The organism is Mesorhizobium sp. M0848, assembly GCF_040319805.1.
Lineage (GTDB): Bacteria > Pseudomonadota > Alphaproteobacteria > Rhizobiales > Rhizobiaceae > Mesorhizobium.
Genome location: NZ_JAMYOM010000019.1, coordinates 109080 through 125806 on the forward strand (window position 1 = coordinate 109080; position 16727 = coordinate 125806).

A 16727-nucleotide genomic window follows, 5' to 3' on the forward strand; every position below is an offset into this window, starting at 1 on the left:
AGCGCCGTCAGATCACGTAGGATCGGAGAGGCTCGAAGCCGTTGAAGGCGACCGCCGAGTAGGTGGTCGTGTAGGCGCCGGTGCCTTCGATCAGCACCTCGTCGCCGATCGTCAGCGACAAAGGCAGCGGATAGGGCGTCTTCTCGTACATCACGTCGGCCGAATCGCAGGTCGGGCCGGCGAGCACGCAAGGTGCTGTCTCCGTGCCGTCATGCGCGGTGACGATCGGGTAGCGGATCGCCTCGTCCATCGTCTCGGCCAGGCCGCCGAACTTGCCGATGTCGAGGAACACCCAGCGCACATTGTCGTTGGCCGCTTTCTTCGAGATCAGCACGACTTCCGACTTGATGACGCCGGCATTGCCGACCATGCCACGGCCCGGCTCGATGATGGTCTCGGGAAGCGCGTTGCCGAAATGCTTGCGCAGCGCCGAGAAGATCGCCTGGCCATAGGCCTGGGCGGCCGGCACGTCACGCAGATAGCGCGTCGGGAAACCACCACCCATATTGACCATCTTCAAGACGATGCCTTCTTCGGCGAGCGTCGCGAACACCACCTTGGCGTCGGCCAGCGCACGGTCCCAGGCGGTCAGGTCGGTCTGCTGCGAGCCGACATGGAACGATACGCCATAGGCGTCGAGGCCGAGCCCCTTGGCATGGCGCAGCACGTCGACGGCCATCGCCGGCACGCAGCCGAACTTGCGCGACAGCGGCCATTCGGCGCCCTCGCCATCGGTCAGCACGCGGCAGAACACGCGCGCGCCTGGAGCGACGCGGGCGATCTTCTCGACCTCTTCGACGCAGTCGACCGCGAACAGGCGGATGCCGAGCTGGTAGGCGCGTGCGATGTCACGCTCCTTCTTGATGGTGTTGCCGAAGGAGATGCGGTCCGCCGGCGCACCAGCGTCCATCGCCATCTCGACTTCGGCAACGGAAGCGGTGTCGAAGGACGAGCCCATCGCAGCAAGCAGGCGCAGGATTTCCGGCGCCGGGTTTGCTTTCACAGCATAGTAGATCTTGGAATCAGGCAGCGCCTTCTCGAAGGCGCGGAAATTGTCGCGCACGACATCGAGGTCGACGACGAGGCAGGGGCCGGTCGGACGTCGGGTGGCGAGAAAGTCAAGAATGCGCTGGGTGGCCATCGGGGTCTCTCCATCAGCGCCTTTCGGCGCGCAATAAGGCTGCGGGACGCGGGCTGTCGGCCTCGCGAACTCGCGGTGGACAAAGGCGGGACGGAAATTCATGGAACCAGCCGGTGGAGACCCCGGAACCATGAAGCGCCGTCTCGCGGCGGTGAACCTTGGCCTTGCCCGGCCTCGGTTCGCTTTGTCTGCCTTGGCTTGGATGGGAGACCCGTCCGCACTGCCGGCAATGAAGGTGTGCCTCTTCAGTAACCCCGGTTTTTGGACAACCGGCAGAACACCAGAAAGGCCCGCACCGTCGTTGCTTCAAGGTGTCCTCGGGCTGGCGGTTGGCCGCTAGACCGACTGGAGGGGTTAGCTCCAGTTACCTTACCGATTTCCCTCACCATTCGAGGATCGGCGGACACCCACAGGCACGTGCGACTTTGGGCAAGCGCGATATAAGGGCGAAGACTTTCACAATCAATAAAAATCGTATCGCAGGTTGTAAAATTTCTGGCGTCGAACAATGTTGCGGCAACCGTATCCGGATATCGAACGATGACAGGCACGCACGGCCCTCTCAACGCCTTTCTCGATCTTCGCCAGATGCCAGTGGCACATGCCCAGCTAGGCCCGCTGGCCGGCCTGCGGCTGGCCGTCAAGGACATCTACGACGTCGCCGGCTACCGCACCGGTTGCGGCAATTTGCAAAAATTCGCCGAAAGCCACGCAGCCTCGCGCACCGCACCCGCCGTGCAGATGATCCTCGATGCCGGCGCACGCTTCGTCGGCAAGACGCAGACCGACGAGCTTGCCTTCGCGCTGTTCGGCCAGAATGCGCATTTCTCGTTTCCGGTGAACCCGGCGGCACCCGACCGCGTCACAGGCGGCTCCTCATCGGGATCGGCGGCGGCGGTGGCGGGCAGGCTGGCCGATATCGCCACCGGCTCCGACACCGGCGGCTCGATCCGCGCCCCGGCGAGCTTTTGCGGACTGATCGGGCTGCGCACCACGCATGGCCGCATTCCGCTCGACGGCACGATGAAGCTGGCGCCGAGCCTCGACACGTTCGGCTGGTTCGCCGACGACATCGAGACCTACGAAACCGTCGGCAAGCTGCTGCTCGGCCGCGATCCGCACCAGCATGTGTTGGACCGGCCGCTGGCACTGGATTGGCTGGATGGATTGGTCGCCCGCCCGGCGCTTGCCGAATATGGTGAAATGAAGGGGCTGGCGGGCAAGGTCTTCGGCGCGCCGATGACGCCGGGAGTGCGCTTCTCCTCATCTCCCGATGAACTCTACTGGTGCTTTCGCCGGCTGCAGGCCAGGGAGGCCTGGGCGGTGCATGGCGAATGGATCACCAGCGGCGAGCGCGGCCTTGGCCCCGGCGTCGAGGAGCGTTTCGGCTTTGGCCGCGCCGTCGACGACAAGACAGCCCAGGCCGAGAAGGCGCGACGTCTGACCTTTCGCGGCGAACTGAGCGCCCTGCTCGGCAAGAACGGCTTCCTTGTCCTGCCGACGGTGCCTGGTCCGGCACCTTACGTGGACAGCACGCCGGAGCAGTTCCAGGCCTATCGCGAACGGGCGCTCCAACTTCTGTGCCTGGCCGGCCTGTCCGGTTTTCCACAGATCACACTGCCCGTCGGCTCGGTCGCCGGCGCCCCGTTCGGCCTGTCGCTGCTTGGCCCTTCCGGCAGCGACATTGCCCTGATACGGCTCGGCCGGAAACTTCTCGACGCGGCACGAAAGGCCTGACCATGGACACACTGACGCGCATGCGTGCCTTCATCGACGTGGTCGAGGCCGAGGGCTTTTCGGCGGCGGCGCGCAAGATCGGCCGTTCCAAGGCCTTGCTGTCGAAATATGTGCGCGAGTTGGAGGACGAACTCGGCGCTTTGCTGCTCAACCGCACCACACGCCAGTTTTCGATGACAGAGGCCGGCCACACCTATTACCGGCGCGCCTCGGAGATCGTGCGCGAGGTCGACAGCCTGGCCGACGCGGTGCGTGAATCCTCCGGCGACGTGCGCGGCCGGATCAAGCTGTCGGCGCCGCGCACCTTCGCCGACGCGCCGATCGGCCAGTCCCTGATCGATTTCGCCAAGCAGCATCCCGACATCGTCCTCGACATCCAGCTCGACGACCGCTTCGTCGATCTGGTCGAGGAGGGCTTCGACCTTGCGGTGCGCATCTCGCGGCTGGAGAACTCGTCGCTGATCGCCAGGCGGCTGGCGCCGTTTTCGATAAAGCTCTGCGCCTCCCCCGAACTGATCGCCAAGCATGGCATGCCGACAAGGCCGCAGGATCTCAGCCGCATGCCTTGCATCGTCGACACCAATGGCCGCGGACTGAACAACTGGCCGTTCAAGGGCGACAATGGCGATCCGGTGAGCGTTTCGGTGTCCGGTCCGGTCGAGGTCAACAGCCCGATGACGGCGAGAGCCGCGGCCGTGGCGGGTCTCGGATTTACCGTCCTGCCGGATTTCATCGCCGCGCCCGACCTCGCGAGCGGCCGGCTGGTGGCGGTGATGGATGACCGTATCCTGTCGGGCGGCGGCATCTTCGCCGTCTACCCGCACCGTCGCTATCTGCCGGCGAAAGTCCGCGTCTTCGTCGACTTTTTGGTGCAGTGGTTCAGGACGCGCGAGGCTGGCTGACCGGCGTCGATAGTCTCGTGGTCCCAATTTCGCCCCCTTTCTGGTAACTCTCGGCAACTCTTCCGAGGCCTATGGACCGAGAATGAATCTGAAACGGCACGCAATCATGCTGGCTTCGGCCTTGGCGGCTACTTTTGCCGCCACGGGACCCGCTTACGTGCATCCGCATGTCTTCGCCGAGGCCCGCCTCGATGTGATTCTCTCCCCGGATCACCAAAGCGTGAAGGCTCTGCGTCATCTCTGGCGCTTCGACGATCTGTTTTCCTCGACCGTGATGATGGAGTTCGACAAGAACTCCGACCTGAAGCTCGACGACAAGGAGCTGAAGGAAGTCGCCGACACCGTTCATGCCTCGCTGGCCGAGTTCAATTACTTCCAGCTCGTCACCGTCGACGGCAAGGATGTGGCGATGACGCCGCCGCCGCATCTGATGGCCAATTTCGACAACGATCAGCTGATCATCCTTTTCGAGTCCGAACCTAAGGTGCCGATCAAGCTCCACGGCAAGATCGATATCGGCGTCTACGATCCGACATTCTACACGGCGATCGACTTCACCGAGGACTCCAACATCACGGTTGAAGGCCTGCCCTCGAACTGCACCAGCAAGGTGGTCCGTCCAGACCCGGACGAGGCCATCAAGGAAAACCAGAAGACCCTCACCGATGCCTTTTTCAATGACCCGACCGGCACCGATATGAGCAAGATCTTCGCCACCAAGCTCGAACTGACCTGTCAGCCAGAAGGATGAAGCCGGTGACGAAACCGTCCCTGCGTTTGGCATTCGGCCTGTTGGCCCTCACTGTCGCCATGATGCATTTCGCCGACGCCGCTCATGCCCAGAGTTCGCTCGGCATCGGCGTCAATGACGGCATGGCGCCCACCACCGGCCCGTTCGCCCATATCCTGATGTGGATCAATCTCAGGCAGCAGGAATTCTACCGCGCGCTGGCGACGGCGATGAAGGCGATGCGCCAGGACGGCAGCAAGATCTGGATACTCGTCGGCCTGTCCTTCGCCTACGGCATTTTCCATGCTGCCGGCCCCGGCCACGGCAAGGCGGTGATCTCCTCCTACATGGTGGCCAATGAGGTGGCGTTGCGGCGCGGCATCCTCTTGTCCTTCGTCTCGGCGCTGCTACAGGGCCTGACCGCGGTCGCGGTGATGGGAGTCGCCTATTTCGTCCTGCGCGGCACCTCCGTCTCGATGACGGACGCAGCCTGGTTCATGGAGATCATGAGCTTTGTCTTCGTCACCCTGTTCGGCGCCTGGCTGCTGTGGCGCAAGCTCGGCCCTTCCATCCTCCGTCTGTTCGGAAGAGGCCCGGCCTACAGCCTGTCGGCGGCTCACGCCGGTCATTCTCACGCCGATCATTCTCATGGGGGTCATTCGCACGGCGCGCATTCGCAGGCCGGTCACTCCCATGCAGCTCACAGCCATTCGGCGCATGCTCATGCGCACGCGCTACACGCGCATGACCATGTGCACGGCCCTTCGCACGATCATCACGATCATGCCGAACACGATCATGAACACCACGATCACGCGGCGGGCGAAGTCTGCGACACCTGCGGCCATTCGCACGCACCCGATCCGGCGCTGCTGTCGGGCGATCGCTTCGACTGGCGCACGGCGTGGACGGCGGTGGCGGCGGTCGGCATCCGCCCCTGCTCCGGCGCGCTGATCGTGCTCAGCTTCGCCCTGCTCAACGGGCTCTGGCTCGGCGGTTTGCTGTCGGTGCTGGCGATGTCGCTGGGAACGGCGATCACCGTATCGGCACTGGCGACACTGGCGGTGACCGCCAAGAACTGGGCGGTCTATTTCGCCGGCGACGGCCGCATGGGCAACCGCATCCACTCGATCGTCGAGATCGGCGGCGCCGCCTTCGTGTTCCTGTTCGGACTGCTGCTGCTGTCGGCAAGCCTGGCGGCAGGCGGATGATGCCCGACGCAGCGAGGCTCGGAGTTTAACCCGCGATCTTGCCGCCGAGCTCATCTTCGATATGAGCGCGGATGATCTCGTCAAAGCTCCTTTCGGCGCTGAAGCCCAGTTCCCTTGACCGCCGCGCCTCGAACCGTGTTGGCCAGCCCTTGACGATCGCCCAGATCGTGTCATCCGGCTCCTCGCGGATCAGGCTTACCGCCTTCGGCCCGGCGATGCGTTCCAGCGCCTCGATCTGCTCGCCGACGGTGACGGCGACGCCAGGCATCGTCAGGTTGCGGCGTGGCCCGACGGCGCTGCTGTCGATCCCTGCCGCATGGATCAGGAAGTTGACCGCCGAGCGCGGGCTGGCATGCGTGTGCACGACCGAGCGCGGCACCGGCAGGATCGCCTCCTGGCCGCTCAACGGCTCGCGGATGATGCCTGAGAAGAAGCCGGACGCCGCCTTGTTCGGCTTGCCCGGCCGCACGCAGATGGTCGGCAGCCTGATGCCGATGCCGTCGAAGAAACCGCGCCTGGAATAGTCGGCCAGCAGCGCTTCGCTCATCTGCTTCTGGGTGCCGTAGGAGGTCAGCGGCGTCGGATGGAAGTCATCGGGAATGACATCCGGGAACGGCGCGCCGAACACCGCGATCGACGAGGTGAAGACGACGCGCGGCGCAAAGCCCGCCAGCCGGATGGCATCGAACAGGGCCCGCGTGCCATCGAGATTGACGCGGTAGCCGAGATCGAAATTCGCTTCCGCCTCGCCCGACACGATGCCGGCAAGATGGAACACGACGTCGGGGCGCGATGCGACCAGGCGCTCAGTGGCCCCCGCTTCGGCGAGATCGCCGGTGTGCAGCGTGACGCTGACGCCATCCAGGCTCGGTGCCTGCGGCGGCACGATATCGTGTAAATCGAGCGCGGTGATCTTGCCGCCGCGCAGCGTGCCGTCCTTGGCCAGCCGGGCGATGAGCTTGCGGCCGACCATACCCGCGGCGCCAGTGATCAGAATGCGCATATCGAAAATCCCTTGCCTATTTACCCTGGTTTTTGCGCTGGTTGCGGGCCCGCAGCCAGAACACCGAGAAGAACGCCAGCACGAAGACGACGCCGAAGGCGCCGGCCAGCACGGTCGAAAGGCTGCCGAGTGCCAGCATCACGGTCGGCAGATAGTAGGCGCCGATACCGAACAGAAGCATGATCCACACTGCAGCGATAAGAGCATTCCTGGTGTCACGATCCATCACGCCGCACCAGGACAGCGGGTGTTCATCAAGCTGGTTTTCAAGGTTTCGCAACTCCCGAGGCAGGACCAATCGACATCGATCGATCCGGTCCTAGTGATGGTAGTCGTGATAGGCAGCCGCTTCATGCTCGTGCCCGTGGTCGTGTTCGTCGCCATCGTCGGCGCACTGGCCGAATTCCGGTTCCACGGTGGCATGGCTGATGCCGTGCTCGCTGGCAAGCCGCTTCTTGACGGCACTCACCGCCTGATGCGCATCGACGCCCTCGTCGAGACAGGCATGCAGCGTCGCCATGTTGCTGGTCCCGTCGAGCGACCAGACATGCATGTGGTGCACTTCGCGCACCCCCTGGATCGTCGCCTCGATATCCCTGGCGATCAGATCGCGGTCGAGGCTTGGCGGCACGCCCTCGAGCAGGACATGAGCGGCTTCTCGCATCAGCGACCACGCCGTGTACAGGATCAGCAGCGAGACCAGGACCGACAGGATCGGGTCGATCGGCGTCCAGCCCGTCGCCAGGATGACCAGCGCCGCCGCGATGGCCGCAGCCGAGCCGAGCAGGTCGCCAAGCACATGCAGGATGGCGCCGCGCATGTTCAGGCTCTCGCGGTCGCCGCCATGCAGCACGACGAACGAGCCGATGTTGACCAGCAGGCCGAGGATCGCCACCGCCAGCATTGGCCCGCCAAGCACTGGTGCCGGCGCCTGCAGGCGCCCCCACGCCTCATAGACGATCCACAGCGCGATGACGAAGATGGCGATGCCGTTGGTATAGGCCACCAGCGTCTTCACCCGGCCGAAGCCGTAGGTGAGGCGAACGGTCGCCGGGCGGCCGGCTAGATGGAAAGCATACCAGGCCAAGCCGAGCGCGATCGAGTCGGCGAGCATGTGGCCGGCATCGGCCAGCAGCGCCAGCGATCCGGTGAGGATGCCGCCAAGCGCTTCGGCGACCATGAAGCCGCCGGTCAGGCAGGCTGCGATCAGAACGCGTTTCTTGTCGGTCGAGCCGTGCACATGGCCAGGCCCATGATCGTGCCCAGTGTGATCATGCCCGCTGTGATCGTTTGTATGTGCCAATGGCGAACTCCTAAGCGCCGAATTCCGCGCGACAATCCTCGAGCCGTCGCTTCTGCTGGCCGTCGCCATCGAAATTGGCCGGATCGAGCCACGCCTCATAGGCACTGCGCAGAGCCGGCCACTCCTTGTCGATGATCGAATACCACGCGGTGTCGCGGTTTTCACCCTTGACGATCAGATGCTGGCGGAAAATGCCTTCGAACTTGAAGCCGAACCGTTCGGCCGCCCGCTTCGATGGCTCGTTGCGGTTGTTGCACTTCCATTCGTAGCGGCGGTAGCCGAGTTCGTCGAAGATGTATTTCATGAACAGGAACTGCGCTTCGGTTGCTCCCGGCTTGCGCGAGATGAGCGGTCCCCAATAGATGTTGCCGATCTCGATGACGCCGTACGCCGGATCGATGCGCATCAGTGTCTGGCGTCCGGCGACCTTGCCGCTGGCCTTGTCGATGACGGTGAAGAACAGCGGATCCTCGCTGGCCTCGACCTTGTCCAGCCATGGCTGGAAGGCGGCGCGGGTCTCCGGCGGATAGTCCGGCAGCCAGGCGAAGCGGCCGTCGATGTCGGACACGGAGGATGCTTCATAGAGGCCGTCGCCGTGTTTTGCAGCACTCAGCGGCTCAAGCCGGACAGTGCTTCCGTCGATGGTCTTGCGTTCGGGCCGCGGGCGCGGTTGCCAATCCCTGAGATTTTCCGACACCGAAAGCTCCAATCCGTTTGACTTTTGCCAGCCGAAGCTCACAAAAACGCGACCCAACAGCAAGAACCACACGGACGGGAAAAATGCTCCACACGATTTCGGCCTTCGACCGCCTTGGCGAGGAAAACGCCTTTGCCGTGCTCGCGAGGGCCACAGCACTTGCCCAACAAGGCCGCGACATCGTCAATCTCGGCATCGGCCAGCCCGACTTCAAGACGCCGCAGCACATCGTCGAGGCGGCGATCAAGGCGCTGCGCGACGGCCATCACGGCTACACGCCGGCCAATGGCTTGCTGGCGACGCGCGAGGCGGTGGTGCGGCGCACGCTGACCACCACCGGTGTCGAAGTATCGCCCGAAACGGTGATGATCCTGCCCGGCGGCAAGCCGACCATGTTCGCGGCGATCCTGATGTTCGGCGAACCTGGCGCCGAAATCCTCTATCCCGATCCGGGCTTCCCCATCTATCGCTCGATGATCGAATTCACGGGTGCGGCGCCTATTCCGGTGCCGATGCGCGAGGAGAACGGCTTTGCCTTCTCGGCCGAGGAGACGCTGGCGCTGATCACCTCGAAGACCAGGCTGCTGATCCTCAACTCGCCGGCCAATCCGACCGGCGGCGTCACGCCGCGTGCCGAGATCGAGAAACTGGTCAAGGGGCTGGAGGCGCATCCGCACGTCGCCATCCTCTCCGACGAGATCTACGACGTCATGACCTATGATGGCGAGACGCATTGCTCGCTGCTCGGCTTTCCCGAGATCCGCGACCGGCTGATCGTGCTCAATGGCTGGTCGAAAACCTGGGCGATGACCGGCTGGCGCATGGGTTGGTCGATCTGGCCGAATGGCGACAAGGGCGCCCATCTCTACGACAAGGTGCGCAAGCTGGCTGTCAACTGCTGGTCCTGCGTCAACGCGCCGAGCCAATTCGCCGGCATCGCGGCAATCGACGGCCCGCAGGACGATGTCGCCAATATGATGCGCGCCTTCGACCGCCGCCGGAAGATCGTCGTCGAGGGACTGAACGCCCTGCCTGACATCTCCTGCATCACGCCCAAGGGCGCGTTCTACGCTTTCCCCAACGTCTCGAAGACCGGCTGGAAGGCCAAGAAGCTGGCCTCGGCGCTGCTCGACGATGCCGGCGTGGCGCTGATCGGCGGCCCCGATTTCGGCATTCTCGGCGAAGGCTATATCAGGCTCTCCTACGCCAATTCCGAGGAGAACATCTTGCGGGCGCTGGAACGGATCGAGGCCTTCCTGGCGAAGTAAGCTTGAAAGCGGCCCGCTGTCCTCTTCCGGACAATTGCGGCTGTGGCATGACGGTGTCATGAGCCGTCCGGAGGCGCGCGGCCAAGACTGGGCGTGCATGTCGAGAACGGCTACGGTCCTCGGATCAGGATCGAAGTGGGGTGACATCGGATGTTCTATGCAATCCTTGCCTATCATGTGGAAGACGCAATCAAAGCGCTGACGCCGCAGGAAGATACGGCGCTGATGGCTGACTTGCTCAAGATCCATGAAGGGCTCTATGCCGACGGCAGCCTTGGGCCGTCGGCGCGGCTTGACGCGACACAATCGGCCTGCACCTTGCGCGACGGCATGATCGTCGACGGCCCCTTCGCCGAAACCAAGGAACAGCTTCTCGGCCTCTATGTCGTCGACTGCCCGACGCGGGACGATGCCATCGCTATCGCGCGCGAGTTTCGTCGCGTCAATCCGACCGCCGTGTACGAGATCCGTCCTATCGCGCTCTATCTACCCGGCGCAGAGCTACCGGGAGAATAACTACCCACGCCCGACAAACGGCATCTTGGTCGCCATGACGGTCATGAACAGCACGTTGGCCTCGAGCGGCAGGCTGGCCATATGGACGACGGCGTCGGCGACGCGCTGAACATCCATCACCGCTTCGGCTGATATCGAGCCGTTGGCCTGCGGCACGCCGACCGTCATCGGCTGCGCCATATCGGTCAGCGCATTGCCGATGTCGATCTGGCCGCAGGCGATGTCATAAGGCCGGCCGTCGAGCGCCAGCGTCTTGGTCAGCCCGGTGATGGCATGCTTGGTCGCCGTGTAGGGCACCGAGCCCGGGCGCGGCGCATAGGCCGACACCGAACCGTTGTTGATGATGCGGCCACCCATCGGCTTCTGCTTGCGCATGGCGCCAAAGGCGGCACGGGCACACAGGAACGAACCGGTGAGATTGACGCCGACGATATCGTTCCACACTTCGACCGGTATCTCGTCGATCGGCGCCGATTTGTAGCCCATGCCGGCATTGTTGAAGAGCAGGTCGACACGGCCGAAGGCCGCCGCCACGGTCTCGAACAGATCGTCGACCTCGCCTGCCTTGCTGATATCGCAGGCTACCGCCAAGGCCTTGGCGTCGGTGCGGCCGGCCTCGGCGACCGCAGTGTCCAGCACCGACTTGCGGCGCCCGCAAAATACCGTGTTCCAGCCGTTCTTGAGCAGCGCCGTGGCGACGCTCTTGCCGATGCCCGTGCCGGCCCCGGTGACGATGGCGGTTCTTTGCTCGGTCATGGCTGTTGTCCTCCGGCAGAGCTGCGCTTGCTCGACTGATTTTCGGGTTTTGGCTCGAAAAAGGAAGGCATCGCAAATGAGGGCGGCGATGGCAAGCGTGTCCATCCGATCGGACCGACAAAAAGGGCGGCCATTGGCGACCGCCCCTGATCTGAACCGGGCTTGGGAGGAGGAAAAGCCGATCCGACTGTGTTGATGCGCTTGCTGGGTTAACGAGAGGTTAACCCGGAAAGTGCCTCCTGTGCCGTTTTGGCCTACCAGCGCGGATTGGGTGATGTCCCTGCCTTGGCCGGCACCTTGGCCGCCGAAACCGTTGCCTCGACATGGTCGACCAGCGCGTCCGGCAGGCCGAGCCGGCCTGCAAGCAGGTCGAGATAGCCACGCTCGGCGCGGGTGTCGGGATCGATGGTCAGGCGCGACGCCGTGTAGAGTTCGAGCTTCTGCGCGTCGGTCTTGGCGCCGGCCACCAGCGTGTCGAGGTCGAGCGGGCTTGCCAGCTCCGCCATCAGGAACTTTTCGGCATCGGAGTCTATGCCGGCCAGGCTGAGCTTGCCGGCGATCTTCTGGCGCTCTTCATCGTCGATATGGCCATCGGCCTTCGCCGCCGAGATCATCGCCCGTATCAGGGTCAGCGTGAATTCGTCCTCGCCTTGCGGCGCCTGCGACGGGTGGAAGGCGGTGTCCTTGGGCGGCGGCAGCAATTCCGGTTCGCCGGCCGCCGGTGCTTCGGCGGGTGCGTTGCCGGCCTTGTAGTTCTGGTAGGCCTTGTAGGCGAGACCGCCGATGGCAGCCAGTCCGCCAAGCTTCACCGCGGCGCCCGTTACGTTACGACCGGCACCAGTTCCAAGTAGCACGGCGGCCAGTGCGCCGGCGGCCAGCGGATTGTCCTTGGCCATCTGCACGGCCTGCCCCGCCTTGTCGCGAACGGTGCCGCTGGTGCCGGGGATTTGCGAGCCGAGCAGATCGTCGAGAAGCTTCTTGGGATCGAACATTCAGTGCCTCCAGGATTTGCCCGGCCGAACGGGCAGGTTTCGAACGTCGAAGACGTAAGTCCCGAAACTTGACATTGCAATGACAGCGGCCGCTTTGCAGCAGCTCGATGCCTGGATCAGGAGCCGATATGCGGCTCTCTGCCCCGCGCCTGCGCAAGCTCGACCTGGCGCTGGCGCTCGGCATAACGCTGGCGGTCCTCGTCCGAACGCGCATCGAAGCAATGCGGGCAGGAAATACCGGCGGCGAATTTGGGCGACGTCAGGTCGCCCGGCGTCAGCGGGCGGCGGCAGGCCCGGCACAGTTCCGCTTCGCCCTCGGCGAGGCCGTGCGACACCGAAACGCGCTCGTCAAAGACGAAGCACTCGCCTTGCCAGAGGCTCTGTTCGGAGGGAACCTCTTCCAGATATTTTAGGATGCCGCCCTTGAGGTGGAACACGTCCTCGAAGCCGAGCGACTTGACGTAGGCGGTCGCCTTTTCGCAGCGTATGCCGCCGGTGCAGAACATCGCGACCTTGCGGCCCTCGAGCTCCGCCCGGTGCGCTTCCACCCAGGCCGGGAACTCGCGAAAGCTTGACGTGGCTGGATCGACCGCGCCCTTGAAGGTGCCGATCGACACCTCATAGGCGTTGCGCGTGTCGATGATAACAGTATCGGGCTCGGAAATCAGCGCGTTCCAGTCGGCCGCCGCGACATAGGTGCCGGCGCTTTTCGAAGGGTCGATATCATCGACACCCATGGTGACGATCTCGCGCTTCAGCCGCACCTTCATGCGATGGAACGGCATGTCCGCGGCCACGCTGTACTTGACCTCGAGGCCGGCGAGCCCTTCGATGGCTTCGAGATACTCGATCAGTTCGGCAATCGCCGTTTCGCTGCCGGCGACAGTACCGTTGATGCCTTCATGCGCCAGAAGCAGCGTGCCCTTGATGCCGCGCCCGCAACAGAAGGCAGCGAGCGGCGCGCGCAGCTCCTCGAAGGCGTCGAGCCGGGCAAACCGGTAGAGCGCGGCCACGCGAAGGGGCAGAAGTGATGTCATTGCCAAAGCCACTAAACGCTCACGCAAGCCGATTCAAGGCAGAGCCGGAATCCCGGCAAGCATCGACGGCGCGTGACATCGCGACACGCTTCGTTTCATGGACAGAAAAACACCCGTCTGCTAATCGGTTGAATTGTCCTAAAGCGCGTCGCGCCGAAACGAATTCATGTGACGCGCTTTAGGTCTTTGTTTTATGCATGTCGTCTTCCCAAAACCAGGGGCACTTTTGGGCGACATGCACTAGGATATGGAGAGACAGATGCCCAGCAAGACCGAAAACCTCCTGTCGCTCCTCAACGGCCAGCCGGTCATCCCGGTGCTGAAGATCGCCAATGTCGCTGACGCCGTGCCGCTGGCCCGCGCCCTGGCGCGTGGCGGCCTGCCGGCGATCGAGATCACGCTGAGGACCGCCGACGCGCTGGAGGCGATCCGGCGTGTGGCTGGTGAGGTCGAGGAAGCCATCGTCGGCGCCGGCACCATTCTCGATATCAGGCAGTTCGAAAAGGCAGCGAGCGCAGGCTCGCGATTCATCGTCAGCCCGGGCATCACCCGCGAGCTTCTGGCGGCAGCCGCCGACAGCGATGTTCCGCTGCTGCCCGGCGCCATCACGCCCGGCGAGATCATGGCCGCGCGCGAAGCCGGCTTGCGCTTCCTGAAATTCTTCCCGGCCGAGCAGTCGGGCGGCATCGCTTCGCTGAAGGCCTTCGCCTCACCGCTCGCCGATGTGAAATTCTGCCCGACCGGCGGCATCTCGGCCAAGAACGCGGCTGACTATCTAAGCCTGCCCAACGTGGTCTGCGTCGGCGGTTCTTGGGTGGCGCCCGACGACCTCGTCAAGGCCGGCAAGTGGGACGAGATCGAAGCCCTGGCGCGCGCGGCGAGCAAGCTTGCGAAATAAGGCTTCGGCCACGGCATGAAAATACCCGGCCGACTCGCGTCGACCGGGTTTGCCAAATCGGCTCCGAACCGGATCAGCTACAGACCCGAACCTTTTCAACCACCCTGTGGTGATGCTTCCAGCTTGTGACCACCTTGGTCCGGCAATGCTTCTTCATGTGCATATGGTCATGAGTCTTGACGACAATGGTCTCGGCCTGCGTAGGGGCGATGGCCGCCGAAGCGGTTGCCAATGCGATGACCGATGCCAATAGGATGTTCTTCATGGATCTCCCCGGGTTTGAACGAACCTATATTAACCCGGGGAATAGGCCGACCGTTCCGGCTTCACGAGAAGTTCAGCCGCACGTGACCGTGCAGGCTGGCCCGGTTCGCTGAACAACAAAAAGCCGCGCTGGTTGCCCGGCGCGGCTTTGTCGATTGATTTGCCGTCACTTGGTCTGGAAGCGGGCCACCGACATGAACTTGACGGCGTTGCCGGTGAAGCGATTGGCATCGGCCACCTGGCTGCTCGGCTGGAAGCCGGCCGTGTAGACCTCGCTCGGCGGCGTGTGCACGATGCTGTAGGCGTAGCCCGGCGCCGTCGTCGCGCTTGAAACGGTGGCGACATGCTCGCCGCTGGTCAATGCCCAGCGGGCGGCCTGCGGTGCGGCTGCAACCACCGTGGCCTTGGGGCCTGGCTTCAGGTCGCGGGCGGTGGCTCTCGATTCCTTGCGGGTCGTCTTGACGCCGGCGCCGATCGCGGCGGCCGGATCGGAACCGGCCGGACGGGCAACGACAGCATCGCGCGGCGATGCGGCGTTGGTGCCCGGATCGTTGAACGCCGAACGCGGCTCGGATCCGGACAAGGAAGCAAGCTGGTAATCGGCCGCACCGACCTGTGCATTGGCCTCGTCGAGCACGGCCTTGACCGCATCCGGCCTGGCCATCTCGGGCCGCGCCGTCGGCAGCACCGAGAACGCATCGGTCGCGGTCTTGCCTTGATCAGCCGTCTCGGCCAGCGCCATCAGCACATCCTTGCTGGGCGGCGCAGCCAGAGCGGCCGGCAGCGAATTGTCGGGACGCCATGTCGGCAACGGTATGTTGTTGACCGCGATCTGGGCCGGATTAGCCGAAGCCGTTGCATCGGCCAAGCCGAAAGGAACGCTCGCCGGCGCATGCGCGGTCGCCACGGCCTGCTCGGTGGTGGCTGTCGCCTCCGCCATCGCAAAAGGAACGTTCTCAGGCTGCTGAGCGCCGACATCGGCTTTCGGCCGCGGTGCGAAATCCGGCAGCGGAATGCTTCGGGCCGGCAATGCCGCGATGATCGTCTCCGGCGTGTCCTCTTCCGGCTCCGGAGCCTGCTGCTCGGTCACCTGCGGAATCTCGGCGCGCCGCGCATTCTCCGGCGCCACGATGGCAATGCCCGGGAGGTTGCTGGTCTTGGCTGCTGCTGCCGGCTTCAGGTTTCTCGCCTTGGGCGGGGGGGCGGCCGAAGCGGTCTGGACATCGGCGCTGTCGTCGGCCTCGTCGTCGCCGCCGCCGCCAAAGAAAGCCGACAGGAAGCCACCTGACTTCTTGCTGCTGCCGCCAGCACTGGCCATCTCGATGGCCGGCGAGCCTGAACCCTTGCGCGCCTTGTAGGAGGCGAGCGCCTGCTCAAAGCCGGGCAGCGGCCTGCCGTCGCTCGGCACATGCAGCGTCTTGCCATTGGGGAACAGGCTGACCAGTTCCTGCCGGCTGATACCCGGCCAATGGCGCACATTGCCGACATCCATGTGGACGAACGGCGAACCGGATGACGGATAGTAGCCGACGCCGCCGCCCTGCATCTTGAGACCGATGTTACGCAGCTTCTTCAGCGGCACGCCGGGGATGTAAAAATCCATCGCCTTGCCGAGCATGTGCTGGCTCTTCTCGGCGACGCCCCTGCTGCGGCCGCGCAGCATCGAGTTCGTCGACGGCGAACGATAGCCGCAGACGACCTGGATGTAGTCCGTGGCACCTGCTTCCCGATATGCCTCCCAGACCAGATCCAGCAGACGCGGATCCATCTTGGTCGGCTCGTTGCGACGCCAGTCGCGCAAAATGATGTTGATCTTCCTGAGACCCTCGGGAACGTAGCGGCCGTTGCGCTTGTAGACGATCTCGGCCTTCTCATGGGTGTGGAGATGATAAAGCTTCAGCGACCGTGTTTCGGCGCTGGCTCCGCTCGCAGCCGCGGCAACAAAACCAAAAGCGACAACCAACACTGCCAGCCACTTCGGCCAGACGCTCAAATGATGGTGCCGCCTGTTTGTGTGTCGTTCGATTCTGTTCAAATCAAAAGGCCTTGCAGGCTGCCGTTTGTCCCCGGATTTGTCCAAACGGATGTGGCATTAGCACACCCGAATATCGATCCTAATGGTTAATCATCGCTTATTGAAGCCGAAATGCGGTAACACCGTGGCGATATCCCGTCAAAAATTGTTCACAAGGTTTCTTGGTAAACCGCTGGTTTAGATCAGATTTTCGCCTTCGGCCCGAACACGATCTGTTACCGTTAGCCTTAATGCGTG

General features: G+C 63.8%; 17 protein-coding genes. 7 read left to right on the top strand and 10 right to left on the bottom strand.

The features are described from left to right. Positions 1 to 7 precede the first annotated feature (7 nt). Entirely contained in the window at positions 8 to 1141 is a 1134-nt protein-coding gene (gene odc2, locus NKH95_RS21905) for an ornithine/lysine decarboxylase (protein WP_023810036.1), read from the bottom strand. Positions 1142 to 1681: 540 nt separating this feature from the next. Between odc2 and NKH95_RS21910 the strand changes: the two genes are divergently transcribed. From NKH95_RS21910 to NKH95_RS21925, 4 genes are all read left to right on the top strand, one after another. Beyond that, the gene (locus NKH95_RS21910; RefSeq protein WP_352893080.1) at positions 1682 to 2878 is read left to right on the top strand and encodes an amidase; all 1197 of its coding nucleotides are present in this window, start codon (positions 1682 to 1684) and stop codon (positions 2876 to 2878) included. 2 nt (positions 2879 to 2880) lie between these two features. Next, a complete protein-coding gene (locus tag NKH95_RS21915) occupies positions 2881 to 3780 on the top strand; it encodes a LysR family transcriptional regulator (RefSeq protein WP_023810038.1) in 900 nt (299 codons plus the stop codon). An 82-nt stretch (positions 3781 to 3862) separates the two neighbouring features. Further along, positions 3863 to 4531: a DUF1007 family protein gene (locus NKH95_RS21920; protein WP_023810039.1), complete on the top strand. Its 669-nt coding sequence runs from the start codon at positions 3863 to 3865 to the stop codon at positions 4529 to 4531. Then, positions 4528 to 5721: a nickel/cobalt transporter gene (locus NKH95_RS21925; protein ID WP_352893083.1), complete on the top strand. Its 1194-nt coding sequence runs from the start codon at positions 4528 to 4530 to the stop codon at positions 5719 to 5721. The genes NKH95_RS21920 and NKH95_RS21925 overlap by 4 nt, the downstream gene beginning before the upstream one ends. Before the next feature lie 25 nt (positions 5722 to 5746). Here NKH95_RS21925 and denD read toward each other — a convergent pair whose 3' ends face one another. The 4 genes from denD to NKH95_RS21945 form a co-directional block, all read right to left on the bottom strand. After that, complete coding sequence (gene denD, locus NKH95_RS21930) at positions 5747 to 6724, bottom strand: D-erythronate dehydrogenase (RefSeq protein WP_352610360.1); 978 nt, start codon at positions 6722 to 6724, stop codon at positions 5747 to 5749. A 16-nt stretch (positions 6725 to 6740) separates the two neighbouring features. Next, positions 6741 to 6953 carry a hypothetical protein gene (locus tag NKH95_RS21935; protein WP_023810042.1) on the bottom strand — a complete coding sequence of 71 codons (213 nt, stop codon included), beginning with the start codon at positions 6951 to 6953 and terminating at the stop codon, positions 6741 to 6743. Between the two features lie 90 nt (positions 6954 to 7043). After that, positions 7044 to 8027, bottom strand: a complete 984-nt coding sequence (locus NKH95_RS21940) for a cation diffusion facilitator family transporter (RefSeq protein WP_352893085.1) — start codon at positions 8025 to 8027, stop codon at positions 7044 to 7046. A gap of 10 nt (positions 8028 to 8037) precedes the next feature. Continuing rightward, positions 8038 to 8724: a GNAT family N-acetyltransferase gene (locus NKH95_RS21945; RefSeq protein WP_352583363.1), complete on the bottom strand. Its 687-nt coding sequence runs from the start codon at positions 8722 to 8724 to the stop codon at positions 8038 to 8040. Between the two features lie 83 nt (positions 8725 to 8807). Here NKH95_RS21945 and NKH95_RS21950 point away from each other — a divergent pair, with 83 nt between their 5' ends. Both NKH95_RS21950 and NKH95_RS21955 read left to right on the top strand, forming a co-directional pair. Continuing rightward, positions 8808 to 9992 (top strand): pyridoxal phosphate-dependent aminotransferase, encoded by a 1185-nt coding sequence (locus NKH95_RS21950; RefSeq protein WP_352893087.1) that lies wholly within the window; start codon positions 8808 to 8810, stop codon positions 9990 to 9992. Positions 9993 to 10142: 150 nt separating this feature from the next. Continuing rightward, a complete protein-coding gene (locus NKH95_RS21955) occupies positions 10143 to 10508 on the top strand; it encodes a YciI family protein (RefSeq protein ID WP_128303104.1) in 366 nt (121 codons plus the stop codon). Here the strand turns inward: NKH95_RS21955 and NKH95_RS21960 are convergent, their stop codons facing one another. The 3 genes from NKH95_RS21960 to trhO all read right to left on the bottom strand — a co-directional run bounded on the left by NKH95_RS21960 (position 10509) and on the right by trhO (position 13293). Then, positions 10509 to 11264: an SDR family oxidoreductase gene (locus tag NKH95_RS21960; RefSeq protein ID WP_352677078.1), complete on the bottom strand. Its 756-nt coding sequence runs from the start codon at positions 11262 to 11264 to the stop codon at positions 10509 to 10511. A 254-nt stretch (positions 11265 to 11518) separates the two neighbouring features. Then, a complete protein-coding gene (locus NKH95_RS21965) occupies positions 11519 to 12256 on the bottom strand; it encodes a tellurite resistance TerB family protein (protein ID WP_127809400.1) in 738 nt (245 codons plus the stop codon). A 116-nt stretch (positions 12257 to 12372) separates the two neighbouring features. Then, positions 12373 to 13293, bottom strand: a complete 921-nt coding sequence (gene trhO, locus NKH95_RS21970) for an oxygen-dependent tRNA uridine(34) hydroxylase TrhO (protein ID WP_352632076.1) — start codon at positions 13291 to 13293, stop codon at positions 12373 to 12375. Between the two features lie 259 nt (positions 13294 to 13552). On the opposite strand from trhO, the gene NKH95_RS21975 reads away from it, so the two are divergent. Beyond that, positions 13553 to 14191 (top strand): 2-dehydro-3-deoxy-phosphogluconate aldolase, encoded by a 639-nt coding sequence (locus tag NKH95_RS21975; RefSeq protein ID WP_352632073.1) that lies wholly within the window; start codon positions 13553 to 13555, stop codon positions 14189 to 14191. A 73-nt stretch (positions 14192 to 14264) separates the two neighbouring features. Here the strand turns inward: NKH95_RS21975 and NKH95_RS21980 are convergent, their stop codons facing one another. Both NKH95_RS21980 and NKH95_RS21985 read right to left on the bottom strand, forming a co-directional pair. Beyond that, positions 14265 to 14456 (bottom strand): hypothetical protein, encoded by a 192-nt coding sequence (locus tag NKH95_RS21980; protein WP_127272097.1) that lies wholly within the window; start codon positions 14454 to 14456, stop codon positions 14265 to 14267. A gap of 165 nt (positions 14457 to 14621) precedes the next feature. After that, on the bottom strand, positions 14622 to 16448 hold the full coding sequence (locus NKH95_RS21985; protein WP_352775050.1) for a peptidoglycan L,D-endopeptidase MepK: 1827 nt from the start codon (positions 16446 to 16448) through the stop codon (positions 14622 to 14624). Between the last annotated feature and the right edge of the window lie 279 nt (positions 16449 to 16727).

Coding starts and splice junctions, on each gene's coding strand:
- NKH95_RS21915 (WP_023810038.1), top strand. CDS start 2,881: ATGGACACACTGACGCGCATGCGTGCCTTCATCGACGTGGTCGAGGCC.
- odc2 (WP_023810036.1), bottom strand. CDS start 1,141: ATGGCCACCCAGCGCATTCTTGACTTTCTCGCCACCCGACGTCCGACC.
- NKH95_RS21960 (WP_352677078.1), bottom strand. CDS start 11,264: ATGACCGAGCAAAGAACCGCCATCGTCACCGGGGCCGGCACGGGCATC.
- NKH95_RS21920 (WP_023810039.1), top strand. CDS start 3,863: ATGAATCTGAAACGGCACGCAATCATGCTGGCTTCGGCCTTGGCGGCT.
- NKH95_RS21975 (WP_352632073.1), top strand. CDS start 13,553: ATGCCCAGCAAGACCGAAAACCTCCTGTCGCTCCTCAACGGCCAGCCG.
- denD (WP_352610360.1), bottom strand. CDS start 6,724: ATGCGCATTCTGATCACTGGCGCCGCGGGTATGGTCGGCCGCAAGCTC.
- NKH95_RS21955 (WP_128303104.1), top strand. CDS start 10,143: ATGTTCTATGCAATCCTTGCCTATCATGTGGAAGACGCAATCAAAGCG.
- NKH95_RS21925 (WP_352893083.1), top strand. CDS start 4,528: ATGAAGCCGGTGACGAAACCGTCCCTGCGTTTGGCATTCGGCCTGTTG.
- NKH95_RS21910 (WP_352893080.1), top strand. CDS start 1,682: ATGACAGGCACGCACGGCCCTCTCAACGCCTTTCTCGATCTTCGCCAG.
- NKH95_RS21950 (WP_352893087.1), top strand. CDS start 8,808: ATGCTCCACACGATTTCGGCCTTCGACCGCCTTGGCGAGGAAAACGCC.
- NKH95_RS21965 (WP_127809400.1), bottom strand. CDS start 12,256: ATGTTCGATCCCAAGAAGCTTCTCGACGATCTGCTCGGCTCGCAAATC.
- trhO (WP_352632076.1), bottom strand. CDS start 13,293: ATGACATCACTTCTGCCCCTTCGCGTGGCCGCGCTCTACCGGTTTGCC.
- NKH95_RS21980 (WP_127272097.1), bottom strand. CDS start 14,456: ATGAAGAACATCCTATTGGCATCGGTCATCGCATTGGCAACCGCTTCG.